General features: G+C 55.8%; 25 protein-coding genes and 1 other RNA gene. 19 read left to right on the plus strand and 7 right to left on the minus strand.

The features are described 5' to 3' along the window. Position 1 precedes the first annotated feature (1 nt). Positions 2 to 1,477, minus strand: coding sequence for a muropeptide MFS transporter AmpG (ampG, locus tag DBY73_RS11395; RefSeq protein WP_112011254.1), 1,476 nt, complete (start codon positions 1,475 to 1,477; stop codon positions 2 to 4). Between the two features lie 46 nt (positions 1,478 to 1,523). Further along, on the minus strand, positions 1,524 to 2,102 hold the full coding sequence (locus DBY73_RS11400) for a lipoprotein (protein WP_112011376.1): 579 nt from the start codon (positions 2,100 to 2,102) through the stop codon (positions 1,524 to 1,526). Between the two features lie 305 nt (positions 2,103 to 2,407). On the opposite strand from DBY73_RS11400, the gene bolA reads away from it, so the two are divergent. The 9 genes from bolA (at position 2,408) to DBY73_RS11450 (ending at position 12,775) form a co-directional block, all read left to right on the plus strand. Continuing rightward, positions 2,408 to 2,725 (plus strand): transcriptional regulator BolA, encoded by a 318-nt coding sequence (gene bolA, locus DBY73_RS11410; protein WP_112011256.1) that lies wholly within the window; start codon positions 2,408 to 2,410, stop codon positions 2,723 to 2,725. 330 nt (positions 2,726 to 3,055) lie between these two features. Then, positions 3,056 to 4,354: a trigger factor gene (gene tig / locus DBY73_RS11415; protein ID WP_112011257.1), complete on the plus strand. Its 1,299-nt coding sequence runs from the start codon at positions 3,056 to 3,058 to the stop codon at positions 4,352 to 4,354. A gap of 258 nt (positions 4,355 to 4,612) precedes the next feature. After that, on the plus strand, positions 4,613 to 5,236 hold the full coding sequence (clpP, locus tag DBY73_RS11420) for an ATP-dependent Clp endopeptidase proteolytic subunit ClpP (RefSeq protein WP_112011258.1): 624 nt from the start codon (positions 4,613 to 4,615) through the stop codon (positions 5,234 to 5,236). 127 nt (positions 5,237 to 5,363) lie between these two features. Next, a complete protein-coding gene (clpX, locus tag DBY73_RS11425) occupies positions 5,364 to 6,638 on the plus strand; it encodes an ATP-dependent protease ATP-binding subunit ClpX (RefSeq protein WP_112011259.1) in 1,275 nt (424 codons plus the stop codon). Positions 6,639 to 6,822: 184 nt separating this feature from the next. After that, positions 6,823 to 9,177 (plus strand): endopeptidase La, encoded by a 2,355-nt coding sequence (lon, locus tag DBY73_RS11430; RefSeq protein ID WP_112011260.1) that lies wholly within the window; start codon positions 6,823 to 6,825, stop codon positions 9,175 to 9,177. Positions 9,178 to 9,388: 211 nt separating this feature from the next. Beyond that, positions 9,389 to 9,661, plus strand: coding sequence for a nucleoid-associated protein HU-beta (gene hupB, locus DBY73_RS11435; protein WP_002444653.1), 273 nt, complete (start codon positions 9,389 to 9,391; stop codon positions 9,659 to 9,661). A gap of 212 nt (positions 9,662 to 9,873) precedes the next feature. Then, positions 9,874 to 11,745 carry a peptidylprolyl isomerase gene (ppiD, locus tag DBY73_RS11440; RefSeq protein ID WP_112011261.1) on the plus strand — a complete coding sequence of 624 codons (1,872 nt, stop codon included), beginning with the start codon at positions 9,874 to 9,876 and terminating at the stop codon, positions 11,743 to 11,745. A 151-nt stretch (positions 11,746 to 11,896) separates the two neighbouring features. Next, positions 11,897 to 12,277 carry a helix-hairpin-helix domain-containing protein gene (locus DBY73_RS11445; RefSeq protein ID WP_112011262.1) on the plus strand — a complete coding sequence of 127 codons (381 nt, stop codon included), beginning with the start codon at positions 11,897 to 11,899 and terminating at the stop codon, positions 12,275 to 12,277. A 99-nt stretch (positions 12,278 to 12,376) separates the two neighbouring features. Next, the gene (locus DBY73_RS11450) at positions 12,377 to 12,775 is read left to right on the plus strand and encodes a YbgC/FadM family acyl-CoA thioesterase (RefSeq protein ID WP_006176913.1); all 399 of its coding nucleotides are present in this window, start codon (positions 12,377 to 12,379) and stop codon (positions 12,773 to 12,775) included. A 61-nt stretch (positions 12,776 to 12,836) separates the two neighbouring features. Here the strand turns inward: DBY73_RS11450 and queC are convergent, their stop codons facing one another. Both queC and DBY73_RS11460 read right to left on the minus strand, forming a co-directional pair. Then, the gene (queC, locus tag DBY73_RS11455; RefSeq protein ID WP_112011263.1) at positions 12,837 to 13,532 is read right to left on the minus strand and encodes a 7-cyano-7-deazaguanine synthase QueC; all 696 of its coding nucleotides are present in this window, start codon (positions 13,530 to 13,532) and stop codon (positions 12,837 to 12,839) included. A gap of 65 nt (positions 13,533 to 13,597) precedes the next feature. Continuing rightward, positions 13,598 to 15,298 (minus strand): SgrR family transcriptional regulator, encoded by a 1,701-nt coding sequence (locus DBY73_RS11460; protein WP_112011264.1) that lies wholly within the window; start codon positions 15,296 to 15,298, stop codon positions 13,598 to 13,600. 101 nt (positions 15,299 to 15,399) lie between these two features. Between DBY73_RS11460 and cof the strand changes: the two genes are divergently transcribed. Continuing rightward, a complete protein-coding gene (cof, locus tag DBY73_RS11465) occupies positions 15,400 to 16,218 on the plus strand; it encodes an HMP-PP phosphatase (protein ID WP_112011265.1) in 819 nt (272 codons plus the stop codon). 41 nt (positions 16,219 to 16,259) lie between these two features. On the opposite strand, the gene DBY73_RS11470 is transcribed toward cof, so the two are convergent. Then, positions 16,260 to 17,306, minus strand: coding sequence for a PLP-dependent cysteine synthase family protein (locus DBY73_RS11470; RefSeq protein ID WP_112011266.1), 1,047 nt, complete (start codon positions 17,304 to 17,306; stop codon positions 16,260 to 16,262). Between the two features lie 115 nt (positions 17,307 to 17,421). On the opposite strand from DBY73_RS11470, the gene DBY73_RS11475 reads away from it, so the two are divergent. From DBY73_RS11475 to amtB, 5 genes are all read left to right on the plus strand, one after another. Continuing rightward, positions 17,422 to 17,880, plus strand: coding sequence for an Lrp/AsnC family transcriptional regulator (locus DBY73_RS11475; RefSeq protein WP_023310581.1), 459 nt, complete (start codon positions 17,422 to 17,424; stop codon positions 17,878 to 17,880). 30 nt (positions 17,881 to 17,910) lie between these two features. After that, the gene (locus tag DBY73_RS11480) at positions 17,911 to 19,683 is read left to right on the plus strand and encodes a SmdA family multidrug ABC transporter permease/ATP-binding protein (protein ID WP_112011268.1); all 1,773 of its coding nucleotides are present in this window, start codon (positions 17,911 to 17,913) and stop codon (positions 19,681 to 19,683) included. Continuing rightward, on the plus strand, positions 19,676 to 21,457 hold the full coding sequence (locus DBY73_RS11485; RefSeq protein WP_112011269.1) for a SmdB family multidrug efflux ABC transporter permease/ATP-binding protein: 1,782 nt from the start codon (positions 19,676 to 19,678) through the stop codon (positions 21,455 to 21,457). The genes DBY73_RS11480 and DBY73_RS11485 overlap by 8 nt, the downstream gene beginning before the upstream one ends. A gap of 222 nt (positions 21,458 to 21,679) precedes the next feature. Then, the gene (gene glnK, locus DBY73_RS11490) at positions 21,680 to 22,018 is read left to right on the plus strand and encodes a P-II family nitrogen regulator (protein WP_112011270.1); all 339 of its coding nucleotides are present in this window, start codon (positions 21,680 to 21,682) and stop codon (positions 22,016 to 22,018) included. 35 nt (positions 22,019 to 22,053) lie between these two features. Next, a complete protein-coding gene (gene amtB, locus DBY73_RS11495; RefSeq protein ID WP_112011271.1) occupies positions 22,054 to 23,340 on the plus strand; it encodes an ammonium transporter AmtB in 1,287 nt (428 codons plus the stop codon). A gap of 85 nt (positions 23,341 to 23,425) precedes the next feature. Here the strand turns inward: amtB and tesB are convergent, their stop codons facing one another. After that, positions 23,426 to 24,286, minus strand: a complete 861-nt coding sequence (tesB, locus tag DBY73_RS11500; RefSeq protein WP_112011272.1) for an acyl-CoA thioesterase II — start codon at positions 24,284 to 24,286, stop codon at positions 23,426 to 23,428. Between the two features lie 204 nt (positions 24,287 to 24,490). On the opposite strand from tesB, the gene DBY73_RS11505 reads away from it, so the two are divergent. After that, positions 24,491 to 25,018, plus strand: a complete 528-nt coding sequence (locus tag DBY73_RS11505) for a YbaY family lipoprotein (RefSeq protein ID WP_112011273.1) — start codon at positions 24,491 to 24,493, stop codon at positions 25,016 to 25,018. A gap of 30 nt (positions 25,019 to 25,048) precedes the next feature. Here the strand turns inward: DBY73_RS11505 and DBY73_RS11510 are convergent, their stop codons facing one another. Beyond that, complete coding sequence (locus DBY73_RS11510) at positions 25,049 to 25,360, minus strand: MGMT family protein (RefSeq protein ID WP_112011274.1); 312 nt, start codon at positions 25,358 to 25,360, stop codon at positions 25,049 to 25,051. A gap of 175 nt (positions 25,361 to 25,535) precedes the next feature. Here DBY73_RS11510 and ffs point away from each other — a divergent pair. The 3 genes from ffs (at position 25,536) to DBY73_RS11525 (ending at position 26,374) form a co-directional block, all read left to right on the plus strand. Then, positions 25,536 to 25,632, plus strand: an RNA gene (gene ffs, locus DBY73_RS11515) — signal recognition particle sRNA small type. Positions 25,633 to 25,910: 278 nt separating this feature from the next. Then, positions 25,911 to 26,162: a hypothetical protein gene (locus DBY73_RS11520; protein ID WP_112011275.1), complete on the plus strand. Its 252-nt coding sequence runs from the start codon at positions 25,911 to 25,913 to the stop codon at positions 26,160 to 26,162. Next, positions 26,159 to 26,374, plus strand: coding sequence for a hypothetical protein (locus tag DBY73_RS11525; protein WP_112011276.1), 216 nt, complete (start codon positions 26,159 to 26,161; stop codon positions 26,372 to 26,374). Before DBY73_RS11520 ends, DBY73_RS11525 begins: the two co-directional genes overlap by 4 nt. The last annotated feature ends 43 nt before the right edge of the window (positions 26,375 to 26,417 follow it).

Genomic DNA, 26,417 nt, shown 5'->3' on the forward strand with positions numbered 1-26,417 from the left:
TCTATGTCATATGCGTTTTACGCAATGACAGGAAATCCAGCAGGCCGCCGGTGACAATCCCCACGACAATCAGCAGGGCGCCCACATCAAGGAGAAGCGGTTCCACCGAAAGTGACAGCGCGGTGGAGGCGTTGATAATCAGCGCGATAAGCCAGAGTGCCAACGCCAGACAGCCGACCATCAGCAGACGCAGTGCGAACCGATAGGCGCTATGATATTCGGTACGTGGAATAAACTGTTCCGTGCGCTGGGTATATTCCAGCGTCTGGCGACAGACCAGCAGGAGTAAAATCCCCGGTACGGCTGCCACGACGGAAAAGAGATAAAATGTCGGCCACCCGTGCGCTTCAACAAACCAGCCCGCAATCGGCCCGACATACACGCGGCCGACGGCAGAAAGGGCCGAGAGCAGGGCAAACTGCGTGGCGGAAAATGATTTATTGCACAGCGTCATCAGCAGCGCGACGAACGCCGCCGTGCCCATACCGCCGCAGAGGTTTTCAAAGAATACCGCCGTGGCCATGCTGATCATATGCTTATCGGTAATCGACAGCAGCCAGTACCCAGCGTTTGAAACCCCCTGAAGGATGCCGAAGATCAGCAGCGCGCGGAACAGGGTAAGACGCTGCATCAGCACGCCGCCGTAGAGCGCGCCGAGGATGGTGGCAAACAGCCCCAGCGTTTTATTCACCACCCCGACTTCTCCCGCATCAAACCCTACGCCGCGAATAAGGAAGGTGGTGGTCAGGCTCATGGCAAACGCGTCGCCGAGCTTATAAAGGACGATCAGCAGCAGGATTAGCCAGGCGTTGTTACGTCCGAAGAAGTCTCGAAGCGGCTCCGCAACCGCCTGCTCCAGCGTGCGGGGAACCGGTATTACGTCGCTCGGCTCAGGGGCGAAAAGGGTAGCGATAATGCAGGGAATAAGCAGGGCGGCCATCAGCCAGTACATACCCTGCCAGCCGAGATAGCGATCCGCCAGCCATAGCGCCAGCCCACCGGATACCAGCATCCCCAGGCGATAGCCCAGCACGCTGATCGCCGCACCGGCACCGCGCTCTTCGGCGGGAAGAACGTCCGTTTTCCAGGCGTCAAAAACGATATCCTGCGATGCGGAACAGAAGGCGATAACCACCGCAAGCGCAGCCATCCAGCGCAGCTGCGTCGAGGGCTCGAGGAAGCCCATCGCGGCAATCGACAGCAGCAATAGCACCTGCGTCATCACTAACCAACCGCGGCGCCGTCCTAAAAATGGCGGCGTGTAGCGGTCCATCACCGGTGACCAGAGGAACTTAAAGACGTAGGCCTGGCCCACGAGCGAGAAGAAACCGATCGTTTTAAGATCGATGTTCTCGACGGTCATCCACGCCTGCAGCGTGCCGGAAGTGAGTGCGAGCGGTAAACCGGAGGCGAAGCCCAGGATCAGCAGAATAGCTGATTTGGGCTGCTGAAAAATTCGTAAGTAATTGCTGGGCATAGTCTTATAAGGCCGACCCGGCGTAATGACGGGTCAGCCGGCAGGATTAACGCGCGTTTTGCTTGATGAAGTCGTGGATGCTGGTGTCCTGCGCCATGTCGGCGATGGTATCGGTCAGCACGCTGTTGACGGCGTCAGCAATGTTTTTGTTGGAGGCCTGGAAAGCGCCTTCAACGGAGTAGCTGGCGCGGTAGTTTTTGTTCATCTTGTTGCCGTTCTTCGCCGTAGCGATGATGGCGATGTCCGCTTTAGTAGAAATGTTATAGCGAACGTTACCCTGAGAGACGTCCGCATACAGGTTGTTCACGATAATCTGCAGATCAACCGCGCCGCTTGGCCCAATCATATAGCCGCGGGAGGTCATCTGTTTTTCCAGCACTTCCTGCAGCAGGAAACGCAGGTCGCGGGATGCGGTCAGGGTAACCTGCTGGTTGTCGCGGGTCACTTTTGCCAGCGCCTGATCCTGACGCTGGTCAGCGCCGTTAATGCTGACGGTAATGCCCATCAGGCTTGGGTCCTGCTGCGGCAGGGCAATTTTAGGTGAAACCTCAATGGTAGTTGGCGGGGTGGCGCAACCGGCGAGCATAAAAAGTGCTACCAACGGAAAGAAGAGTTTTTTTAACATTTTCAGGTTCTCAACGAATCGTAAGCATTTACAGAGAATAATTGCCGCCATCATAACATCGCTAACGGCGAGGGGAAGTGGTCAACGCATGTAAATTCATCGCCTTGTCCGAAAACTAACCGCCCTGGCGTTTTTCTCCGTCTGAATGACATGAAAGGCATGAGCCTTAGAGTGAACTTCATTCGTTTGAATGAGAAAATCAGACGAAAGCTAAATATTTGTTGTCGGAATGCAATGAAAACGGTAAAAGCGGCTAATATTTAAAGGGATGGGTGACATCCTGGCGTTGTCGGAGGAGTAATTTCATGATGATACGTGAACAGATAGAAGAAAAATTAAGGGCAGCGTTCAACCCTGTGTTCCTCGAAGTCGTCGACGAAAGCTATCGTCATAACGTACCGGCAGGTTCTGAAAGCCACTTCAAAGTGGTTCTGGTCAGCGATCGCTTCATGGGAGAACGTTTCCTGAACCGCCATCGTCTGATCTACAGCACTCTGACGGAAGAACTCTCCACAACCGTACATGCGCTCGCATTGCATACCTATACCATTAAGGAATGGGAAGGGTTGCAGGATACGGTTTTCGCCTCCCCGCCATGCAGGGGTGCAGGCTCAATAGCCTGAGAAATCGGATTTGCAACCGCCTGAGATTTTCCAGTATGTTGCATACAGATCATGTCAAAACGGCCTTATGGCCGTTTTGTTTTGTCTGAGTTTTGAACGTATGGTGCGTTTTTAAGGCCAAAAATAGCCTTAATTTGTGAAAAAAGCCGCAGCAACTGACCCCAACCGTTCTCGACTCCCCTTAGTGATGCCGCTATAATGCCGCGTCTTATTGAATGTCTTCGGCATGATTCTGGCGACAGGGAATGTGAATCTGCACTATGAGAGCATCCCGGTAAAACAGACAGATTCAGAGTTGACCGAGCACTGTGATTTTTTTGAGGTAACAAGATGCAAGTTTCAGTTGAAACCACTCAAGGCCTTGGCCGCCGTGTAACGATTACTATCGCTGCTGACAGCATCGAAACTGCTGTGAAAAGCGAGCTGGTCAACGTAGCAAAAAAAGTACGTATTGACGGCTTCCGCAAGGGCAAAGTACCAATGAATGTTGTTGCTCAGCGTTATGGCGCTTCCGTGCGTCAGGATGTGCTGGGTGAACTGATGAGCCGCAATTTTATTGATGCGATCATCAAAGAAAAAATTAATCCAGCCGGCGCGCCGAACTACGTTCCAGGCGAATACAAGCAGGGCGAAGATTTCACCTACTCTGTAGAGTTCGAAGTGTACCCAGAAGTTGAGCTGAAGGGTCTGGAATCTATCGAAGTTGAAAAACCGATCGTTTCCGTGACTGACGAAGACGTTGACGGCATGCTGGACACCCTGCGCAAGCAGCAGGCGAACTGGAAAGAAAAAGAAGGTGCAGTTGACGCTGAAGATCGCGTGACTATCGACTTCACCGGTTCTGTTGATGGCGAAGAGTTCGAAGGCGGTAAAGCGTCTGACTTCGTACTGGCCATGGGCCAGGGTCGTATGATCCCAGGCTTCGAAGACGGCATCAAAGGCCACAAGGCTGGCGAAGAGTTCACTATTGATGTGACCTTCCCGGAAGAATACCACGCTGAAAACCTGAAAGGTAAAGCAGCGAAGTTCGTCATCAACCTGAAGAAAGTTGAAGAGCGCGAACTGCCAGAACTGACTGAAGAGTTCATCAAGCGTTTCGGCGTGGAAGATGGTTCCGTTGCCGGTCTGCGCGCTGAAGTGCGTAAAAACATGGAGCGCGAGCTGAACGGCGCGGTGCGTAACCGTGTTAAATCTCAGGCCATTGACGGTCTGGTAAAAGCGAACGAGATCGACGTTCCTGCTGCCCTGATCGACAGCGAAATTGACGTACTGCGCCGTCAGGCTGCACAGCGTTTCGGTGGCAACCAGCAGCAAGCGATGGAACTGCCGCGCGAGCTGTTCGAAGAGCAGGCTAAACGCCGCGTTGTTGTTGGCCTGCTGCTGGGCGAAGTGATTCGCACCCACGAGCTGAAAGCTGACGAAGAGCGTGTGAAAGGCCTGATCGAAGAGATGGCTTCTGCTTACGAAGATCCATCAGAAGTGATTGAGTTCTACGGTAAGAACAAAGAGCTGATGGACAACATGCGCAATGTTGCCCTGGAAGAGCAGGCTGTTGAAGCGGTACTGGCGAAAGCGAAAGTGACCGAAAAAGAGACCTCTTTCAACGAACTGATGAACCAGCAGGCGTAATTTCGCCACAACGGTTTAAAGTTTGAACAAAAAACCCGTTGCCCCGGCGACGGGTTTTTTTTATCGCAGCAATAGCTCAGGAAGAGTGCTAAAACGCCCTTTCAGTGTTAGCGTAACACCAAAAGGTTGTTATGCTTGAAATAGGGCAATGTGAACCCCATAAGTATGAAATCACGATGAATGAGACTGGCTGATAATCCGTCCATAAGGTTACAATCAGTACAGCAGGTGTTTTCAATTTTGATCCAGGAGACGGAAATGTCATACAGTGGCGAACGAGATAACTTTGCACCCCATATGGCTCTGGTGCCAATGGTTATTGAACAGACCTCACGCGGTGAGCGTTCTTTTGATATCTATTCCCGTCTGCTCAAGGAACGCGTTATCTTTTTGACTGGCCAGGTGGAAGACCACATGGCTAACCTGATCGTGGCGCAGATGCTGTTTCTGGAAGCGGAAAACCCGGAAAAAGACATTTACCTGTACATTAACTCGCCGGGCGGTGTGATTACGGCGGGCATGTCTATTTATGACACCATGCAATTCATCAAGCCGGATGTGAGTACCATTTGTATGGGACAGGCGGCATCCATGGGCGCGTTCCTGCTGACCGCAGGCGCGAAGGGCAAGCGTTTCTGCCTGCCAAATTCCCGCGTGATGATTCACCAGCCGCTGGGTGGCTATCAGGGCCAGGCGACGGATATTGAAATCCACGCCCGTGAAATATTGAAAGTAAAATCGCGCATGAATGAACTTATGGCGCAGCATACGGGTCAATCTCTCGAGCAGATCGAGCGCGATACCGAGCGCGATCGCTTCCTCTCTGCTTCCGAGGCAGTTGAGTACGGCTTAGTCGACTCCATTTTGACCCATCGTAATTGATGCCCGCGACGCGAGTGGGCCGCTATACTAAGGTAGGGCGGCATTGTGCTTAATGGCAGCTTGCGTCTGAAAATGGCATTTGCGTCGTCATGTGCGGCACAAAGAACTTAAAAAGAGGTTTGGACTCATGACAGATAAACGCAAAGATGGTTCGGGCAAACTGCTGTACTGCTCTTTTTGCGGCAAAAGCCAGCATGAAGTGCGTAAACTGATTGCCGGGCCGTCCGTGTATATCTGCGACGAATGTGTTGATTTATGTAACGACATCATTCGCGAAGAGATTAAAGAAGTCGCACCGCACCGTGAACGCAGCGCGCTGCCCACCCCGCATGAAATTCGTCATCACCTCGATGACTACGTCATCGGTCAGGAGCAGGCGAAAAAGGTGCTGGCTGTGGCGGTGTACAACCACTACAAACGCCTGCGCAATGGCGATACCAGCAATGGCGTAGAACTGGGTAAAAGTAACATTCTGCTGATCGGGCCTACGGGTTCCGGTAAAACGCTGCTGGCTGAAACGCTGGCGCGCCTGCTGGACGTTCCCTTCACTATGGCAGATGCCACCACGCTGACCGAAGCAGGCTATGTGGGTGAAGACGTTGAGAACATTATCCAGAAGCTGCTGCAGAAATGTGATTACGACGTGCAGAAAGCCCAGCGCGGGATCGTCTACATCGATGAGATTGATAAAATCTCCCGTAAGTCCGACAACCCGTCCATCACCCGTGACGTGTCGGGCGAAGGCGTGCAGCAGGCGCTGCTGAAGCTGATCGAAGGTACGGTTGCGGCCGTTCCACCGCAGGGCGGACGTAAGCATCCTCAGCAGGAGTTCCTGCAGGTAGATACCTCCAAGATCCTGTTTATCTGCGGCGGTGCTTTCGCTGGCCTGGACAAAGTGATCTCTCACCGTGTTGAAACCGGCTCCGGCATAGGTTTTGGCGCGACGGTGAAATCAACGTCTGAAAAGCCGAACGAAGGCGAACTGCTGTCGCAGGTGGAACCAGAGGACCTGATTAAGTTTGGTCTGATCCCTGAGTTCATCGGCCGTCTGCCGGTTGTTGCGACGCTGAACGAACTGAGCGAAGACGCCCTGATTCAGATCCTGAAAGAGCCGAAAAACGCGCTGACCAAGCAGTATCAGGCGCTGTTCAATCTTGAAGGCGTGGATCTTGAGTTCCGCGACGAAGCGCTGGATGCGATCGCCAAAAAAGCGATGGCGCGTAAAACCGGTGCCCGTGGCCTGCGTTCTATCGTTGAAGCGGCGCTGCTCGATACCATGTACGACCTTCCTTCCATGGAAGACGTCGAGAAAGTGGTTATTGACGAATCCGTCATCGGCGGTCAAACAAAACCGCTGCTGATTTACGGCAAGCCGGAAGCACAGCAGGCATCTGGCGAATAATTCGCCAAATCATACAAGCAGTTAATCAAAAAGGGGGGATTTTATCTCCCCTTTACTTTTTCCTGATTCATAGCGTTGAATGTGTGGAATACATCCCCATATACTGGACTACATGTTAATGGTTGTGCGAGGCACAGTCGCATGACCAGTTTACCTGGCGGACACTAAACTAAGAGAGAGCTCTATGAATCCTGAGCGTTCTGAACGCATTGAAATCCCCGTATTGCCGTTGCGCGATGTGGTGGTTTATCCGCACATGGTCATACCCTTATTTGTAGGGCGGGAAAAATCTATCCGTTGCCTTGAAGCCGCCATGGATCATGATAAAAAAATCATGTTGGTTGCGCAGAAAGAAGCATCAACGGATGAGCCGGGTGTAAACGATCTTTTCACCGTCGGGACCGTGGCCTCTATTTTGCAGATGTTGAAGCTGCCGGACGGCACCGTGAAGGTGCTGGTCGAAGGCTTGCAGCGTGCGCGTATTACCACTCTGTCTGACAATGGCGAGCACTTCTCTGCAAAGGCAGAGTATCTTGATTCGCCTGAGCTTGACGAGCGCGAGCAGGAAGTGCTGGTTCGCACCGCGATTAGCCAGTTTGAAGGCTATATCAAGCTGAACAAAAAAATCCCACCAGAAGTGCTAACGTCGCTGAACAGCATCGACGATCCTGCACGCCTGGCTGACACCATCGCGGCGCATATGCCGCTCAAGCTCGCGGACAAACAGTCCGTGCTGGAAATGTCCGACGTGAACGAGCGTCTGGAATATCTGATGGCGATGATGGAGTCTGAAATCGATCTGCTGCAGGTTGAGAAGCGCATTCGCAACCGCGTGAAAAAGCAGATGGAAAAATCACAGCGTGAGTACTATCTGAACGAGCAGATGAAGGCCATTCAGAAAGAGCTCGGCGAGATGGACGACGCGCCGGATGAAAACGAAGCGCTGAAGCGCAAGATCGACGCGGCGAAAATGCCGAAAGAGGCAAAAGAGAAAGCGGAAGCCGAGCTGCAGAAGCTGAAAATGATGTCTCCTATGTCGGCTGAAGCGACCGTCGTGCGCGGCTACATTGAGTGGATGGTTCAGGTTCCGTGGAACGCCCGCAGCAAGGTCAAAAAAGACCTGCGTCAGGCCCAGGAAATTCTCGACACCGACCACTACGGCCTTGAGCGCGTGAAAGACCGCATTCTTGAGTACCTTGCGGTACAAAGCCGTGTGAACAAAATTAAAGGGCCAATCCTGTGTCTGGTTGGGCCTCCAGGGGTGGGTAAAACCTCTCTGGGCCAGTCCATCGCGAAAGCGACCGGACGTAAGTACATCCGTATGGCGCTGGGCGGCGTTCGCGATGAGGCGGAAATCCGCGGTCACCGTCGGACCTACATCGGCTCTATGCCGGGTAAACTGATCCAGAAAATGGCAAAAGTGGGCGTTAAAAACCCGCTGTTCCTGCTGGATGAGATCGACAAAATGTCTTCCGACATGCGTGGCGATCCGGCGTCGGCTCTGCTGGAAGTGCTTGATCCAGAACAGAACGTGGCGTTCAGCGATCACTATCTGGAAGTTGACTACGATCTGAGCGACGTCATGTTCGTGGCAACCTCCAACTCCATGAACATTCCGGCCCCGCTGCTGGATCGTATGGAAGTGATTCGCCTCTCCGGCTATACCGAAGACGAGAAGCTGAACATCGCCAAGCAGCACCTGCTGCCGAAGCAGATTGAGCGTAACGCGTTGAAGGCCAGCGAGCTGACCGTTGAAGACAGCGCGATTGTGGGCATCATTCGCTACTACACCCGTGAAGCGGGCGTGCGTAGCCTTGAGCGTGAGATCTCTAAACTGTGCCGCAAGGCGGTTAAACAGCTGCTGCTGGATAAGAGCCTGAAGCACATTGTGATCAACGGTGAAAACCTGCATGCCTACCTGGGCGTTCAGCGCTTTGACTATGGCCGTGCGGACAACGAAAACCGCGTTGGCCAGGTGACCGGCCTGGCGTGGACGGAAGTGGGCGGCGATCTGCTGACCATTGAAACCGCCTGCGTTCCGGGTAAAGGCAAGCTTACCTACACCGGCTCGTTGGGTGAGGTGATGCAGGAGTCCATCCAGGCGGCATTGACCGTGGTGCGCGCGCGCGCGGAAAAACTGGGTATCAACCCTGATTTCTACGAAAAACGCGACATCCACGTTCACGTACCGGAAGGTGCAACGCCGAAGGACGGCCCAAGCGCAGGTATTGCGATGTGTACCGCACTGGTCTCATGCCTGACGGGGAACCCGGTTCGCGCCGACGTGGCGATGACTGGGGAAATTACCCTGCGTGGTCAGGTTCTGCCTATCGGTGGTTTGAAAGAGAAGCTGCTGGCGGCGCATCGCGGCGGAATTAAAACCGTGCTGATCCCAGACGAAAACAAACGCGATCTGGAAGAGATTCCTGACAACGTGATTGCCGATCTGCAGATCCATCCTGTGAAGCGGATTGAGGAAGTTCTCAGTCTCGCGCTGCAGAATGAGCCGTCTGGAATGCAGGTTGTAACCGCAAAATAGTGACCTCGCGCAAAGAGCGTCAATAAAAACAGGGCTGGTAAGTGATTTCGTACTTGCCAGCCTTTTTTTGTATAGCTAATTTAGATTGCTGATTGGGCCAGCCATCAACAACGGGTGTTGTAAGCTCATGGCAGGCCTGATATAACTGCTGCGCGGTCGCGTTGTGAAGGATTCAGGCGCGATATAAATTATAAAAGAGAGGAAGAGAACAGTGAATAAATCTCAACTGATTGACAAAATTGCTGCGGGTGCTGATATTTCTAAAGCTGCAGCTGGACGTGCGTTAGATGCTTTAATTGCTTCTGTTACTGAATCTCTGCAAGCTGGGGATGACGTTGCGCTGGTAGGTTTCGGTACTTTTGCTGTTAAAGAGCGTGCTGCCCGTACTGGCCGTAACCCTCAGACCGGTAAAGAGATCACCATTGCTGCTGCTAAAGTTCCTGGCTTCCGTGCCGGTAAAGCGCTGAAAGACGCAGTAAACTGATTGCTTTCTCGCTTCAGGGAAGCCGAAAAGTACAAGGGCGCATCATTTGATGTGCCTTTTTTGTATGTCCAGACCTGATTTATACGAGTTTATGCGAGTTGTGGGCTGACAATCACCCTGGTTTCTTGTCACAATACGCCTTTACGCGCGACGGTCAGGATTCTCCGTGAGCGTCAGGTAACCAGTCACATACAGCGGAGTGTAGTTACACCATGATGGACAGCTTACGCACGGCTGCTAACAGTCTCGTGCTCAAGATTATTTTCGGTATCATTATCGTGTCGTTCATATTGACCGGCGTGAGTAGTTACCTCATCGGCGGTAGCGCCAACTATGCCGCTAAAGTGAATGGCCAGGAGATCAGCCGCGGGCAGTTCGAAAATGCGTTTGCGGGTGAACGTAACCGCATGCAGCAGCAGCTGGGCGAACAGTTCTCCGAGCTTGCGGCTAACGAAGGCTATATGAAAACGCTGCGTCAGCAGACGTTGAACCGCCTGATCGACGAGGCGCTGCTGGATCAATATGCCAAAAGCCTGGGGCTTGGCATTAGTGACGATCAGGTAAAAAAAGCCATCTTCGCCACGCAGGCCTTCCAGTCAAACGGCAAGTTCGACAACGCGCGCTATAACAGCATTGTGAATCAGATGGGCATGACGGCCGATCAGTACGCCCAGGCGCTGCGTAACCAGCTGACGACCCAACAGCTGATCAATGCCGTTGTTGGTACGGATTTCATGCTGAAAGGCGAAACTGACGAACTGGCGGCGCTGGTCGCGCAGCAGCGCGTTGTGCGTGAAGCGACCATTGATGTCAATGCCCTGGCGGCGAAACAGCAGGTCAGCGACGCAGAAGTTAATGCCTATTATGAGCAGAACAAAAACAGCTTTGTTGCGCCAGAGCAGTTCCGCGTCAGCTACATCAAACTTGACGCCGCTGCGCTGCAGGAAACGGCTTCTGACGCGGAAATTCAGTCTTTCTACGACCAGCATCAGGATCAGTTCACGCAGCCTCAGCGTAACCGCTATAGCGTGATTCAGACTAAAACCGAAGCGGACGCTAAAGCGGTACTGGACGAACTGAACAAAGGCGCTGATTTCGCTACCGTGGCGAAAGCAAAATCTACCGATATTATCTCTGCGAAAAACGGCGGCGATATGGGCTGGCTGGAAGACGCGACCACGCCTGACGAGCTGAAAAATGCGGGCCTGAAAGAGAAAGGCCAGCTGTCTGGCGTGATCAAATCCTCCGTGGGCTTCCTGGTGGCGCGTCTGGACGACGTTCAGGCCGCAAAAACCAAGCCGTTAGCTGACGTTCGTGATGACATCGCGGCGAAAGTGAAGCAGGAAAAAGCGCTGGATGCATTTTACGCGCTGCAGCAGAAAGTGAGCGATGCGGCGAGCAACGACAATGAATCTCTGGCGGGTGCTGAACAGGCCGCAGGCGTGAAAGCGGTTGAGACCGGCTGGTTTGGCCGTGACAATCTGCCTGAAGAGCTGAACTTCAAACCGGTTTCTGACGCTATCTTCAACGGCGGTCTGGTTGGCGAAAACGGCACGCCGGGCAGCAACTCGGACATCATCACCGTTGACGGCGACCGCGCCTTTGTTCTGCGCGTGAGCGAGCACAAAGCGGAAGCGGTGAAACCGCTGGCAGACGTGAAAGAGCAGGTTGTTGCTCAGGTAAAACACACCAAAGCTGAACAGCAGGCGAAGCTGGATGCTGAAAAAGTATTGGCTGAACTGAAGGCGGGCAAGGGCGATGCGGCGATGAAAGCGGCCGGTCTGAGCTTTGGTGAAGCGAAAACCCTGAGCCGTACCGGTCAGGACCCTATCAGCCAGGCGGCGTTTACCCTGAGCCTCCCAGCGAAGGACAAGCCGAGCTTCGGTTCCGCGACCGATATGCAGGGCAATGTGGTTCTGCTGGCGCTCGACGAAGTGAAAGCGGGTACCTTGCCAGAAGCGCAGAAGAAAGCGATGGTACAGGGTATTACCCAGAATAATGCTCAGATCGCTTTCGAAGCGATGATGAGCAACCTGCGTAAAGACGCCAAAATTAAGCTGGGTGATATCATTACACAGCAGTAATTATTACGCGTTTGCTCGCAGAATTTCGTAACGCTCTGCAAAAACTAAAGGCCGCTTTCGCGGCCTTTTCCACATTTGTAATCTGCTGTTTGTGCCTGTTTTCTCGTAGGGTTATCGTGCCGTGGCTGTCAACAAACAAGGAGATAACAGCATGAAACGTGGAATCAAAGCACTGTTAATTACGCTGGCAATGGCTACCGCCGGGATGAGCAATGGCGCACTGGCGGCGACGCCAGCGGCGAAAACACAGGCCGCGCAGGCCCAGTCTGATGCAACCGCGCAAACGCCCGTGCAGACAAAAGCCGTAGGGGCAGCCAGGGTCTCTGATGACGATGGTTCGCGAGTGAGCATCAATTCTGGCTCCGCGGAGGATCTGGCTCGCGTAATGAACGGAGTAGGGCTTAAAAAGGCACAGGCGATTGTGAGCTACCGCGAAGAGTATGGTCCTTTTAAAACGCTTGACGATCTCAAGCAGGTGCCGGGAATGGGCAGCGCGCTGGTTGAGCGCAACCTCTCACACCTGACGTTGTAATCGCGCAATTTCTTGCACTGCGGCAAAATTTTGCCAGGATAAAGAGGTCATACCAGTTATGACCTCTAACCCTATAACAACAGTAAAGGCTATTGCGCTATGCAGACAAAAATCAAAGTACGCGGTTTCCATCTTGATGTTTACCAGCACGTCAATAACGCCCGCTATCTCGAATTTCTGGAGGAGGCGCGGTGGGACGGGCTTGAAAACAGCGACAGCTTTCAGTGGCTGACCGCGCACAACATCGCCTTTGTGGTCGTCAACATTAACATTAACTACCGCCGCCCGGCCGTGTTGGGCGATGTGCTCACTGTAACCAGCCAGGTACAGCAGTTAAACGGTAAGAGCGGGGTGTTAAGCCAGGTGGTGACGCTGGACCCTGAAGGCCAGGTGGTCGCCGACGCGCTGATTACGTTTGTCTGTATCGATCTCAAAACGCAGAAAGCGCTGCCGCTTGAGGGAGAGCTGCGCGAAAAGCTGGAGCTAATGATCGTTTAGGTAATAGTGAGGAGTAACCGTGCTGTCGATATGTACCCTTCGACAGCACGTTAGCGTCACCTTATTTCAGACCGGTTTTTTTCTTCATCGCGGTCATCACGCCGACCTTATCGGCCAGATAATGATTCAGGCCGTTAGCGCGCAGGTTACAGGCGGCGCACTGGCCGCATCCATCGCCTTTAATGCCGTTGTAGCAGGTCAGGGTCTCTTCGCGAACCAGGTCCAGCTTGCCCCAGTAGTCTGCCAGCGCCCAGGTTTCCGCCTTATCCAGCCACATCAGCGGCGTTTCAAAACGCGTTTCTTTTGCCATGCCCAGATTAACGGCGTGGTTCAGGGCCTTCACAAACTCGTCGCGACAGTCCGGGTAGCCGGAAAAGTCCGTTTCGCATACGCCGGTAATCACCGCTTCGGCCTTCACCTGATAGGCATAGATCGCCGTGAGGGTCAGGAAAAGAATATTGCGACCGGGAACAAAGGTATTTGGAATGCCGCTGGCGTCCGGCTCGTAGTCCGGTACGGGAATGCTGTCGCGGGTGAGGCTGCTCACGGCCAGTTCGTTCAGCAGCGTTACGTCCAGCACCTTGTGCGCGCGTGCGCCCAGTTTTAACGCCAGCTCCCGCGCTACGTCGATTTCAGCGCGATGACGCTGGCCGTAATCGAAAGTAACGCAGTGAACTTCATCATATTGCTGAAGCGCCTGAACCAGGCAGGTAGTGGAATCTTGTCCTCCGCTGAACACGACGACGGCACGTTTCATAAATCATCTCAACAGTTACGGTAAAACATTATGGTAACGCCTGGCCACTGCGGGGACCAGCTTCTTCACGCTTTTGGCGCGGGAAGCCACGCCTCGGTGAAATCAAACCAGCCGCGGGTGTTGAGACGGATCCCGTTGACCCCCGGCGGCGCGCTGACCTGGTACTGATAGTTAAACAGCGGCGTCAGCACGGCGCTCTCCATCAGTTGAGAGAAAATGGCCTGCAAACCGGTGTGCCTGGCCCGCTCGTCGGCCTGGATCTGAACGGCGTCAAGCGTTGCCTGCAGATGCGCGTATTGCGGCGCGCTCAGAAGCTGCGGCCAAAGCGCGTCGCAGCGCAGCCACTGCTCAAGGGTATATTCCGGCGCTTCACCGATGAGGCGGTCGCCCATCATAATATCTGCCTCCGCAAGCGCCGGGCAGCCGTCCCAGGTTTTGGCATCATGGAATATCACCTTGAGCGTGCAGCCCTGCCTGGCCAGATAGCGTTTTAGCTGATTAGCCATGGTGTGTAACTCCACGGGGAGGTGATACACCAGCGTCAACGCATCGGGCAGGGAAACGTTCGTTAAATCCGACCACTGGGGGATCAGCCAGCCCGGCAGCAGCTCCTCCGTGGGCATAATTAGCCCTTCATCCAGCGGAAGCGTGTGCAGCAGCGTGGAGAGATGAATGATGTTGATCAGCCGCCGCGCCTGCATTTCGCTCAGATTCGGACCCTGCTTCAGCGTGAGATAGCAAAACCCTAGGCTGGTGCTGTTGCCGACCTTTCGGAGGCTGGACAGCTCTTCAGGCTCGCCAATGGCGATTTGCACGGGATGACGACAGCTTGTTCCCAAACCCCGATCGAAAAGCTGTGGCGTGATCCAGTACTCGATGGCTTTCAGCAAGGGGTGGCTAAGATGATATTGCTCATGGCTTTCCAGGCGCACCAGCTCGGGATCGTAGGCGACGATCCTGAAGGGTCCGCTCCCCGTCATGGGCCGATCGGGGTGCGCCAGGCGGCTGCAGTAGCTCGCCAGCCGGTGCGCAAGCCAGTAGTCCGGCTGATGCAGCCGAAACGTCAGGCACTGCGGGTGGGTAACGTCAACGCTTATCACGCTTTGAAAGAGCTTGTTCAGAGCCGGCAATGCCAGCAGCGCCGTCAGGCTTTGCTGAAGCTGCGCCGTGCTGATTTTGTCACCGTTGTGCCAGTGCAGCGTCGAGCGAATATAAAAGTGCCAGCGCAGGCCGTCGGGAGAGACCTCCCAGTGGTGGGCGAGATCGCCTACCGGCTCGCTGCCGTCGCCGTGAAAGCGCGTGAGCCCGGAGAAAACGTGCCCAGCCAGATGCTGTTCGGCGCGGCCGGGTAAAAAGCCGGGATGAAGCGGGTCCAGCGAACGGTAGTAGGGAATCCGCAGCGTCGGCGTATCGTTTTGCCACTGTCCGCCCAGAAACGGATGCAGCAGCACGCGTAAATCGTCGGGCGCAAGCTGGGCCAGCTCAAGAGCGTTATGCTGCTGCCCGCTCCTTAAGGCCTCTTCCATCATCGTATTGCGCAGGGAATCCGGCGTAACGTGAAACGTCAATTCACCGCGCTTGCCGCGGCCTGACCGCGCGCGCCAGCTGAGCCATCCCGCCTCCTGGGCCTGGCGCAGGAGCGTGCGCACGTGTCGCTCGCTGCAAAAGCAGCGGTCGGCAAGTTCGGCGACGGTGACCTGCTGCGTCGCACCGGCAGAAGGATGCCAAAGGCGCTGGTACTGATTAAGGCGGTTAAGCTGACGCATAATAAACCCGGAACAATAATCATCATCTATTCACTATTACTTCCGTATATCTCACGTAATACTGATGCACAAGTTAACCGCATCACACTTCAGGAGTATTTATGGCCCGGCTCGCTGCATTTGATATGGACGGTACGCTGCTAATGCCGGATCACCGCTTAGGCGATAAAACCCTGGCCACCCTGAAGCGGCTGCGCGAGCGCGACGTTACCCTGACGTTTGCTACGGGGCGCCACGAGCTGGAGATGCGTCATTTGCTGGGCGCGCTTTCTCTGGACGCGTATTTGATCACCGGCAACGGCACGCGCATTCACTCCGTTGAAGGGGACGTGCTGCATCGCGAGGATCTCAACCCGGAAGTGGCGGATATCGTTCTCCACAGCGCCTGGGATACGCAGGCCAGCGTCCACGTTTTCAATGACGGCGGCTGGTTTACCGGCCGGGAAATCCCTGAGCTTTTGCACGCGCACGTCTACAGCGGTTTTAAATATCAGCTTATCGACCTGCGCCGTCTCCCCGCCCATGCGGTGACCAAAATCTGTTTCTGCGGCGATCGTGATGATTTGTGCCGTTTACGCATCCAGCTAAACGAAGCGCTGGGCAACCGTGCGCATCTGACGTTCTCGGCGGTGGATTGTCTGGAAGTGCTGCCGGTAGGGTGCAACAAAGGATCGGCTCTGGCAGTGCTGAGCGACCATCTCGGCTTCACCATGCAGGACTGTATGGCGTTTGGCGACGCGATGAACGACCGCGAGATGCTCGGCAGCGTCGGTCGCGGTCTGATCATGGGTAATGCGATGCCGCAGCTCATTGCGGAGCTGCCTCATCTTCCGGTTATTGGACACTGCCGTAATGAAGCGGTGTCCCATTTTTTGACACATTGGCTGGACAACAACAACCTCCCGTATTCCCCCGAATAGTGAGATCCTTCCAGCAAGCCAGGCTTCTGCCTGGCTTTTTTTTATTTCACCAGCTCGGCAATCTCCGCTTTCCACGGGGCAATGTCGCCAATATTGGCCTGCACCCATTCAGCGTTGTAATAGGTATCCAGATAGCGCTCGCCGCTGTCGCACAGCAGGGTAACGATCGAGCCCGTGCGGCCCTCTTCGCGCATCCGGGCGGCCAACTGCAGCGCGCCCCACATGTTAGTACCGGTGGATGCTCCCACCTTGCGGCCCAGCTGCGTTTCCAGCCAGTGTGCCGTAGCGACGCTGGCGGCGTCCGGCACGCGGAGCATTTCGTCTACCACGTCAGGAATAAAAGACGGCTCCACGCGCGGGCGACCAATTCCTTCAATTTTACTCCCCACAGGGCTGCGCAGGCCCGCATCGCGGGTTTGCCAGTAGTCGAGGAACACCGAGTTCTGCGGATCAACCACCATCAGCTGGGTATCGTACCCCTGGCAGCGAATATAGCGGCCGATGGTGGCCGACGTTCCGCCCGTCCCCGCGCTCATCACCACGTAAGACGGAACGGGGTGCGGCTCGTGGGTCATCTGGCGGAAAATACTGTCCGCGATGTTGTTATTGCCGCGCCAGTCGGTCGCGCGTTCGGCAAAGGTGAACTGGTCCATATAGTGGCCGCGAAGCTCGCGGGCCAGCATTTCGGAAGCGGCGTAGATTTCACAGGCGCTTTCCACGAAGTGGCAGCGTCCGCCGTAAAATTCGATCTGCTCGATTTTGCGTTTTGCCGTGCAGGAAGGCATCACGGCGATGAACGGCAGGCCCAGCAGGCGGGCAAAATAGGCTTCGGAGACGGCGGTCGAGCCGGATGACGATTCAATAATCGTCGTGCCCTCGTTAATCCAGCCGTTGCACAATCCGTATAGAAACAGGGACCGAGCAAGGCGATGCTTCAGGCTGCCGGTAGGATGGGTACTCTCATCCTTCAGATAGAGCTGAATGCCGGGAAATCCGGGCAGTGCAAGGCGAATGAGATGGGTATCTGCTGAACGCTGATAGTCGGCATTTATCTCGCTGATGGCATGTTTAACCCAGGTGGTATTCATCGTAATTATCCGTTTGTCATTTTGTGCCCAGCATAGCGAATAGCACAGAAAAAATTGTTGCTATCTGGCCTTTAAAATAGAATTAAGGGAGAAAAATTTTCTCTGTGAGGTGAGCATGTTAGATAAAATTGACCGCAAGCTGCTTTCACTCCTGCAAAACGACTGCACCCTCTCTTTGCAGGCGCTGGCAGATGCCGTTAATCTGACCACCACGCCGTGCTGGAAGCGCCTGAAAAAGCTGGAAGACGACGGCATTCTGCTGGGGCGCGTCGCGCTGTTAGATCCCGAAAAGCTGGGGCTTGGGCTGACGGCCTTTGTTCTGATAAAAACGCAGCACCACAGCAGCGAATGGTACTGCCGCTTCGTTACCCAGGTTTCAGAGATGCCCGAGGTGCTCGGCTTCTGGCGCATGGCGGGAGAGTACGACTATCTGATGCGCGTTCAGGTGGCGGATATGAAGCGTTACGATGATTTCTACAAGCGGCTGGTCAACAGCGTCCCGGGCTTATCGGACGTCACCTCGAGTTTCGCGATGGAACAGATTAAATACACCACTGCATTACCCATTGAATAACCAAGTAAAATACCTTCAGGAAAAGACCGCGTGCGATTATTTGCCCAATTAAGCTGGTACTTTCGTCGGGAATGGCAACGCTATCTCGGCGCAGTATTCCTGCTTATTATCATTGCCATTCTGCAGCTGATCCCGCCCAAGGTGGTCGGGTACGTCGTGGATGGCGTTACGGAACAGCATTACACCGCCGCACGGGTGTGGATGTGGATTGGGACGCTGGTGCTCACTGCCGTCGTCGTCTACCTGCTGCGCTACGTCTGGCGCGTCCTGCTGTTTGGCGCGTCCTATCAGCTGGCCGTTGAGCTTAGGGAAGATTTCTACCGCCAGCTGAGCCGCCAGCATCCGGAATTTTATCTACGCCACCGCACCGGGGATCTGATTGCCCGCGCGACCAACGACGTAGATCGCGTGGTGTTTGCCGCAGGGGAAGGGGTGCTCACGCTGGTGGACTCGCTGGTGATGGGCTGTGCGGTGCTGATCGTCATGTCCACCCAGATTAGCTGGCAGCTGACGCTGCTGGCGCTGCTGCCGATGCCGATCATGGCCCTGGCGATTAACCGCTTTGGCGAACAGCTGCACGAGCGCTTCAAGCTGGCGCAGGCGGCGTTTTCGTCGCTGAACGATCGCACGCAGGAGAGCATGACCAGCATCCGCATGATTAAGGCGTTTGGTCTGGAAGACCGTCAATCCTCGCTGTTTGCCGCAGATGCGGCGGATACCGGCGCGAAAAACATGCGCGTAGCGCGTATCGACGCCCGTTTCGACCCGACGATCTATATCGCCATCGGGATGGCAAACCTGCTGGCCGTTGGCGGCGGAAGCTGGATGGTCGTGCGGGGCACGATGACGCTCGGCCAGCTGACCAGCTTCGCGATGTACCTTGGGCTCATGATTTGGCCGATGCTGGCGCTGGCCTGGATGTTTAACATCGTCGAGCGCGGCAGCGCCGCCTACAGCCGCATCCGCGCGATGCTGGCCGAGGCGCCGGTAGTCAACGACGGCACCAGGCCGGTACCTGAAGGCCGCGGGGTGATTGAGGCGTCTGTTCGCGAGTTTGTCTACCCGCAGGCGGAGCGGCCGGTGCTGGAAAACGTCAACTTCACGCTGCAGCCAGGACAAATGCTGGGGATCTGCGGCCCGACGGGGGCGGGGAAAAGCACCGTTCTGTCGCTGCTCCAGCGCCACTTTGACGTCACCCAGGGCGATATCCGCTTCCACGATATTCCGCTCGCCGAGCTGCTGCTGGACGACTGGCGCAGCCGCCTGGCGGTCGTTAGCCAGACGCCGTTTTTATTCTCCGATACCATCGCCAACAACATTGCGCTGGGCTGCCCGGCGGCCACGCAGGCGGAGATTGAGCACGTGGCGCGCTTAGCCAGCGTCCACGAGGATATTTTGCGGCTGCCGCAGGGCTATGAAACGGAAGTGGGCGAGCGCGGCGTAATGCTGTCCGGCGGGCAAAAACAGCGCATCTCCATTGCGCGCGCGCTGCTGCTGAACGCTGAAATCCTGATCCTGGACGACGCGCTTTCTGCCGTCGACGGCCGCACCGAGCACCAGATCCTGCATAACCTGCGCCAGTGGGGCGAGGGGCGCACGGTGATCATCAGCGCCCACCGTCTTTCTGCGCTGACGGAGGCCAATGAAATTTTAGTGCTTCAGCACGGGCATATTGCCCAGCGCGGCCAGCACGAGCAGCTTGCCGATCGGCCGGGCTGGTATCGCGATATGTACCGCTACCAGCAGCTCGAAGCAGCGCTGGATGATGCTCCGGAGCAGGGACAGGAGGCGAAAGATGCGTAATTTTGGACAGCTGTGGCCAACGCTCAAGCGCCTGCTGGCGTACGGCTCCCCCTGGCGCAAGCCGCTGTCGATTGCCGTGCTTCTGCTGTGGATCGCGGCGATTGCCGAAGTGAGCGGCCCGCTGCTCATTAGCTACTTCATCGACAATATGGTGGCGAAGAGCTATATGCCGCTGGGGCTGGTGGCCGGGCTTGGCGTCGCCTATGTGGGGCTGCAAATCACCGCGGCCTCGCTGCACTACGCCCAGTCTCTGCTCTTTAACCGGGCGGCCGTTGGGGTGGTACAGCAACTGCGAACGGACGTGATGGATGCGGCGCTGCGCCAGCCGCTCAGCGAGTTCGATACCCAGCCGGTCGGGCAGGTGATTTCTCGCGTCACCAACGATACCGAGGTGATTCGCGATCTTTACGTCACCGTCGTCGCCACCGTGCTGCGCAGCGCGGCGCTGATTGGTGCGATGCTGGTGGCGATGTTCAGCCTTGACTGGCGCATGGCGCTGGTGGCCATCACCATCTTCCCGGCGGTGCTGATCGTGATGGTGATTTACCAGCGCTACAGCACGCCGATCGTTCGCCGCGTGCGCGCCTATCTGGCGGACATCAACGACGGCTTCAACGAAGTGATTAACGGCATGAGCGTGATCCAGCAGTTCCGCCAGCAGGCGCGGTTTGGCGAACGCATGGGCGAAGCCAGCCGCTCGCACTATATGGCGCGCATGCAAACCCTGCGCCTTGACGGCTTTCTGCTGCGTCCGCTTCTGAGCCTCTTCTCCGCGCTGGTGCTGTGCGGGCTGCTGATGCTGTTTGGCCTGACGACGCGCGGCACTATTGAAGTGGGCGTGCTGTACGCGTTCATCAGCTATCTGGGGCGGCTTAACGAGCCGCTGATCGAGCTAACAACCCAGCAGTCGATGCTGCAGCAGGCGGTGGTAGCCGGGGAGCGCGTGTTCGAACTGATGGACCGGCCGCGGCAGACCTACGGCAGCGACGAGCGCCCTCTGCAAAGCGGCAGCATCGCGTTCGATGACGTCTCATTTGCCTATCGTGAAGACCGGCTGGTGCTGCAGAATATTAACCTCGAGGTTCCGTCGCGCGGCTTTGTGGCACTTGTCGGGCACACCGGCAGCGGCAAAAGTACGCTCGCCAGCCTGCTGATGGGCTACTACCCGTTAACGCAGGGGGAAATCCGCCTGGACGGCCGTCCGCTCGCCTCGCTCAGCCACGGCGTGCTGCGCAAAGGCGTGGCGATGGTGCAGCAAGATCCGGTCGTGCTGGCGGATACGTTTTATGCCAACGTCACGCTGGGCCGTTCGTATACCCAGGAGCAGGTCTGGGACGTGCTGGAAAAAGTGCAGCTGGCGGAGCTGGCGCGCGGGTTCAGCGACGGCATCAATACGAAGCTGGGCGAGCAGGGGAATAACCTCTCCGTCGGCCAAAAGCAGCTTCTGGCGCTGGCGCGCGTGCTGATTGAGACGCCGCAGGTGCTGATCCTGGATGAAGCGACGGCCAGCATCGACTCCGGCACGGAGCAGGCCATCCAGCAGGCGCTGGCCGCCGTTCGCGACCATACGACGCTGGTGGTAATTGCCCACCGCCTTTCCACGATCGTTGAGGCAGACACCATTCTGGTGCTGCATCGCGGCCAGGCCGTCGAGCGTGGGACGCACAAACAGCTGCTGGAGGCTAAAGGCCGCTACTGGCAGATGTATCAGCTCCAGCTGGCGGGCGAAGAGCTGGCCGCCAGCGCGCGCGAAGAAGAGACCCTTAGCGCCTGATGCACTAAAAGCAGGCAATGCGCTGACCCTCGTCGCTGTTGGTGCAAAACGGAAACGCGCCATGCACTGCCATGGTGCGTTTTTTTTCGCCCGACGTTTCCTTCCCGCGCATTTACGCGCGTTCAACCGCGTATTCCCACTTTTCTCTTTTCTGGCACACCGCTTGCAATAGCTTCTTCGTGTGAGCTGCGGCCATTGGCAAATTCTGACTGGAGAGGATTTATGAAGCTGGTTACGGTGATTATTAAACCATTCAAACTTGAAGACGTGCGTGAAGCGCTCTCTTCCATGGGCATTCAGGGCCTGACGGTCACCGAAGTGAAAGGCTTTGGTCGTCAGAAGGGGCATGCCGAGCTCTATCGTGGAGCGGAGTACAGCGTCAACTTTCTGCCGAAAGTGAAAATAGACGTCGCGATTGCCGACGATCAGCTCGATGAGGTCGTTGATGCGGTGAGCAAAGCGGCCTATACCGGAAAAATTGGCGACGGCAAAATTTTCGTTGCCGAACTGCAGCGCGTCATTCGCATCCGTACCGGCGAATCTGACGAAGCGGCACTGTAAATAACGCCTGGCACACAGTGATAGGGATCGAGAAAATGAAGATAGCAAAAATGACAACAGGTCTGGCATCGTTAGCGCTGCTGCCGGGTGCGGCGATGGCTGCCCCTGCGGTGGCGGATAAAGCCGACAACGCGTTTATGATGATCTGCACCGCCCTGGTGCTGTTCATGACAATCCCGGGCATTGCGCTGTTTTACGGCGGCCTGATCCGCGGTAAAAACGTGCTGTCCATGTTGACCCAGGTTGCCGTGACCTTCGCGCTGGTCTGCGTGCTGTGGGTGGTGTACGGCTATTCGCTGGCCTTCGGAGAAGGTAATGCCTTCTTCGGCAACTTTAACTGGGCGATGCTCAAAAACATCGAATTGACCGCGCTGATGGGGAGCTTCTACCAGTATATCCACGTCGCGTTTCAGGGCTCGTTTGCCTGTATTACCGTGGGGCTGATCGTCGGCGCGCTGGCGGAGCGCATCCGCTTCTCGGCGGTGCTGATTTTCGTGGTGGTCTGGCTGACTCTCTCTTACATACCGATTGCGCACATGGTCTGGGGCGGCGGCCTGCTGGCGTCACACGGTGCGCTGGACTTTGCGGGCGGTACCGTTGTCCACATTAACGCCGCGGTGGCGGGCCTGGTAGGCGCCTACCTGATCGGCAAGCGCGTGGGCTTTGGCAAAGAGGCGTTCAAACCGCACAATCTGCCGATGGTGTTTACCGGTACGGCGATCCTCTACTTCGGCTGGTTTGGCTTCAACGCGGGCTCTGCCAGCGCGGCGAACGAAATCGCGGCTCTGGCTTTCGTTAACACCGTTGTTGCCACGGCGGGGGCCATCCTCTCCTGGATATTTGGCGAGTGGGCCGTTCGCGGCAAGCCGTCGCTGCTGGGCGCCTGTTCCGGCGCGATTGCCGGCCTGGTCGGGATCACGCCAGCCTGTGGTTATGTGGGCGTGGGCGGCGCGTTGCTCGTCGGTCTGGTCGCCGGTCTGGCGGGCCTGTGGGGCGTAACCGCGCTGAAGCGCGTGCTGCGCGTTGACGACCCTTGCGACGTATTCGGCGTCCACGGCGTTTGTGGGATCGTCGGCTGTATTATGACGGGCATCTTCGCGGCGAAATCGCTGGGCGGCGTGGGCTACGCGGAGGGCGTGACCATGGTTCATCAGGTGCTGGTACAGCTGGAAAGCATCGGCATCACCGTGGTTTGGTCCGGCGTAGTGGCGTTTATCGGCTACAAGCTGGCGGACATGACGGTTGGCCTGCGCGTACCGGAAGAGCAGGAGCGCGAGGGGCTGGACGTCAACAGCCACGGCGAGAATGCGTATAATGCATAAATAAACAGCAAAACGGCAGCGTCAGTTGCCGTTTTGAGTACTTGTTTCCTCTCCCCGTGGGAGAGGGCAGCAGGCCGCACAATGATCACCCGCGATTGCGCATCACCCCTTCCTGCACCGTTGACGCCACCAGAACGCCATCCTTTGTGTAGAACTCACCGCGCACAAACCCGCGCGCGCTCGAGGCCGACGTGCTCTCAACGCTATAGAGCAGCCAGTCGTTCATATCAAACGGACGGTGGAACCACATCGAGTGGTCGATAGTCGCAACCTGCATCCCTTTTTCCAGGAATCCGACGCCGTGCGGCTGAAGCGCAACCGGAAGGAAATTGAAATCAGACGCATAGCCCAGCAGGTTCTGATGGACGCGAAAATCCTCCGGCACCGTGCCGTTGGCGCGCATCCAGACCTGGCGTTTTGGCTCGGCGGTATGTCCCTTCATCGGGTTGTGAAATTCCACCGGGCGGATCTCCAGCGGCTTGTCGCACAGGAATTTTTCCTTAGCCTGCGGGGGCAGCAGGTGGGCGAGCGCGCGGGCGATCTCCGTCTCTGATTTCAGATCGTCCGGCGACGGCGCAGGCGGCATCGTTTTTTGATGCTCGTAGCCCGGCTCCGGCGCCTGGAAAGAGGCGGTCATGTAGAAGATCGGCTTACCGTGCTGTATCGCCGCCACGCGTCGCGCGCTAAAGCTGTTGCCGTCGCGAAGCACCTCAACGTCGTACACGATCGGCTTTGCGCTATCGCCAGGGCGCAGAAAGTAGCTATGGAAGGAGTGCACCAGACGGTCTGCCGGAACGGTCTCCTTTGCGGCATACAGCGCCTGCCCCACGACCTGCCCGCCGAAGACCTGGCGCAGGCCTAAATCTTCGCTTTGCCCGCGGTAGAGCCCTTCCTCAATTTTTTCCAGATTCAGTAATGTCAGCAGATTGTTCAGTGCCTGACTCATAGTGGTCCTCAATAAAACGCCGTGGCGAAAGATACGCTGATTATAACCCAGAAATGTAAGTGGTCCGACGGGTAGAATAATCTTAATATCCGGGCGAAATTAGGCATAAATCCGTGATTTGTGCCACACTTGTTTACGTTATGTGAATGAAACGACATCAGATGGGATCGATCCCGCTGGTGCATTGATGATAAGGAGACTTCAATGAAACTCGTGCCTATGGTAAGTGGTGTGGCAATTGCGGTGGCGCTGTCCGCCTGTGCTGGTAAGAGTGCCGATGTGCCGGTGCCAACGGCAAGTCAAAACGGGATCAATACCCTTTCACAGCAGGCCATTCAGCAACCGAATGTTTCCGGTACGGTCTGGATTAAACAGAAAGTAGCGCTGCCGCCGGACGCGGTATTAACCGTTACGCTGTCTGATGCGTCGCTGGCCGATGCTCCTTCTAAAGTGCTGGCGCAGCGCGCGGTACGCACCGAAGGCAAGCAGGCACCGTTCAGCTTCGTGCTGCCCTATAATCCAGCGGACGTGAAGCCTAACGCACGCATCCTGTTAAGCGCTGCGGTGACGATTAACGATAAGCTGGTCTTCATTACCGACACGGTTCAGGAAGCTGTCAACCACGGCGGTACGAAGATTGACCTGAATCTGGTTCCGGTGCAGCAAACGGAAGTGCCGGTCGCGCCGCAGGGCAATCAGCCCTCTCTGCCAACGCCTCCGACTCAGCTTTAATCGCACAGCCCTCTTCTTCGGAAGGGGGCATCAGTACACCCATCGATATTTCTGCAAATCAATTTTCCCGCCGCCCGAAACCTGCACGCCTTCTGAAAGCAGGGCCTGACGCTGGCGCTGCAGATCTGGACCGGTTAACGAAATCGCACCGTGGCGATTCACCACCCGATGCCAGGGCAAAGTGCTGCCTTCAGGCAACCTTTTCAGCACGCCCCCGACCTGCCGCGCCGCGCGCGGCGACCCTGCCAGACGAGCCACGTCGCCGTAGGTGGTGACATACCCTTCGGGAATTGAGGCGACAATCTGCCACACGCGCTGGGGGAATTTGTCCTGTTCGTCCATGGGGGCTCCTGTCTGGCGGTTTACGGCGCTACGATCGGCAAAAGTGAGATATTACCTGATTACAACGCAAGTTTGCGCAATAAACCAGCATCCAGATGCCGTCGGCTTGCAATTGCCGGGCGGCATAGCGATAATGCGGCTGCGCGTTGGTTAACAACGCTCTCAATGGGGGCTCTGTTGGTTCTCCCGCAACGCTACTCTGTTCACCAGGTCAGGTCCGGAAGGAAGCAGCCAGGGCAGACGACGTGTGTGCCGGGATGTAGCTGGCAGGGCCCCCACCCATTTCGGCCCTCCGTATGCATTCTCCTTGCTTTGCTATTTCCTTTATTTTTTCATGGATAATTAATCCATAGCGTAATCATGGTTATTGAATTAATATTTAATATATTATTCATTCGCCTGAAATATTTCTGTCATAAAGATGAAATAAAAGCGTGCCATTTTATATTTGGCCGTAATTTCTCCGTCATAATCAAAAAATATATGTCTGGATTACCGCCTCACGTTCGTGTATTTAATTAAGCACTTATTCCGAAGGGAAGTGACCATCATGGCGACTGCGGTATTAAACGTTAAAATCGATGAAGCGCTAAAAGAAAGACTTCGCCACTACGCTGAAGTGAACAATGAAAACCTTAGCGTGACCACAGAGAAGCTGCTGCTGCTGGCGTTTGAAGCGGAAGCAGAGGCGGGAGTATCGGAAGAGGATATCGACAATCAGCATACGGAAGAAGAGAGTGTTTCTCCATTTACTCCTAAAGAAATCAAGGCACTGCGTAAACTTCTGAAGAAGAGAAAATGAAACAACAACCGTCAAACGCCCACGACTACAAAGAAGCCTGCGATCTTTTACGCTCGGGCTATGTTAAACACGTCCGGCTTGACTGGAACGTCGGAAGCGATGAGTTCTTTCGAATTGCGTCGGACTGGTGTGACACCGGTGCAAAAATAAAGAAAGACGGGGATAATTTTGTTATTTCCCTGAAAGGTTTCCCTATTCCTCCTCAGCACTGACCCCATGCCGGTGAAAACGGCTGACTGCACCTGCTTCAGTCAG

Source organism: Enterobacter sp. RIT418 (assembly GCF_003057745.1).
GTDB lineage: Bacteria > Pseudomonadota > Gammaproteobacteria > Enterobacterales > Enterobacteriaceae > Enterobacter.

Coding starts and splice junctions, on each gene's coding strand:
- ampG (WP_112011254.1), bottom strand. CDS start 1,477: ATGCCCAGCAATTACTTACGAATTTTTCAGCAGCCCAAATCAGCTATT.
- DBY73_RS11400 (WP_112011376.1), bottom strand. CDS start 2,102: ATGTTAAAAAAACTCTTCTTTCCGTTGGTAGCACTTTTTATGCTCGCC.
- bolA (WP_112011256.1), top strand. CDS start 2,408: ATGATGATACGTGAACAGATAGAAGAAAAATTAAGGGCAGCGTTCAAC.
- tig (WP_112011257.1), top strand. CDS start 3,056: ATGCAAGTTTCAGTTGAAACCACTCAAGGCCTTGGCCGCCGTGTAACG.
- clpP (WP_112011258.1), top strand. CDS start 4,613: ATGTCATACAGTGGCGAACGAGATAACTTTGCACCCCATATGGCTCTG.
- clpX (WP_112011259.1), top strand. CDS start 5,364: ATGACAGATAAACGCAAAGATGGTTCGGGCAAACTGCTGTACTGCTCT.
- lon (WP_112011260.1), top strand. CDS start 6,823: ATGAATCCTGAGCGTTCTGAACGCATTGAAATCCCCGTATTGCCGTTG.
- ppiD (WP_112011261.1), top strand. CDS start 9,874: ATGATGGACAGCTTACGCACGGCTGCTAACAGTCTCGTGCTCAAGATT.
- DBY73_RS11445 (WP_112011262.1), top strand. CDS start 11,897: ATGAAACGTGGAATCAAAGCACTGTTAATTACGCTGGCAATGGCTACC.
- DBY73_RS11450 (WP_006176913.1), top strand. CDS start 12,377: ATGCAGACAAAAATCAAAGTACGCGGTTTCCATCTTGATGTTTACCAG.
- queC (WP_112011263.1), bottom strand. CDS start 13,532: ATGAAACGTGCCGTCGTCGTGTTCAGCGGAGGACAAGATTCCACTACC.
- DBY73_RS11460 (WP_112011264.1), bottom strand. CDS start 15,298: ATGCGTCAGCTTAACCGCCTTAATCAGTACCAGCGCCTTTGGCATCCT.
- cof (WP_112011265.1), top strand. CDS start 15,400: ATGGCCCGGCTCGCTGCATTTGATATGGACGGTACGCTGCTAATGCCG.
- DBY73_RS11470 (WP_112011266.1), bottom strand. CDS start 17,306: ATGAATACCACCTGGGTTAAACATGCCATCAGCGAGATAAATGCCGAC.
- DBY73_RS11475 (WP_023310581.1), top strand. CDS start 17,422: ATGTTAGATAAAATTGACCGCAAGCTGCTTTCACTCCTGCAAAACGAC.
- DBY73_RS11485 (WP_112011269.1), top strand. CDS start 19,676: ATGCGTAATTTTGGACAGCTGTGGCCAACGCTCAAGCGCCTGCTGGCG.
- glnK (WP_112011270.1), top strand. CDS start 21,680: ATGAAGCTGGTTACGGTGATTATTAAACCATTCAAACTTGAAGACGTG.
- amtB (WP_112011271.1), top strand. CDS start 22,054: ATGAAGATAGCAAAAATGACAACAGGTCTGGCATCGTTAGCGCTGCTG.
- tesB (WP_112011272.1), bottom strand. CDS start 24,286: ATGAGTCAGGCACTGAACAATCTGCTGACATTACTGAATCTGGAAAAA.
- DBY73_RS11505 (WP_112011273.1), top strand. CDS start 24,491: ATGAAACTCGTGCCTATGGTAAGTGGTGTGGCAATTGCGGTGGCGCTG.
- DBY73_RS11510 (WP_112011274.1), bottom strand. CDS start 25,360: ATGGACGAACAGGACAAATTCCCCCAGCGCGTGTGGCAGATTGTCGCC.
- DBY73_RS11520 (WP_112011275.1), top strand. CDS start 25,911: ATGGCGACTGCGGTATTAAACGTTAAAATCGATGAAGCGCTAAAAGAA.
- DBY73_RS11525 (WP_112011276.1), top strand. CDS start 26,159: ATGAAACAACAACCGTCAAACGCCCACGACTACAAAGAAGCCTGCGAT.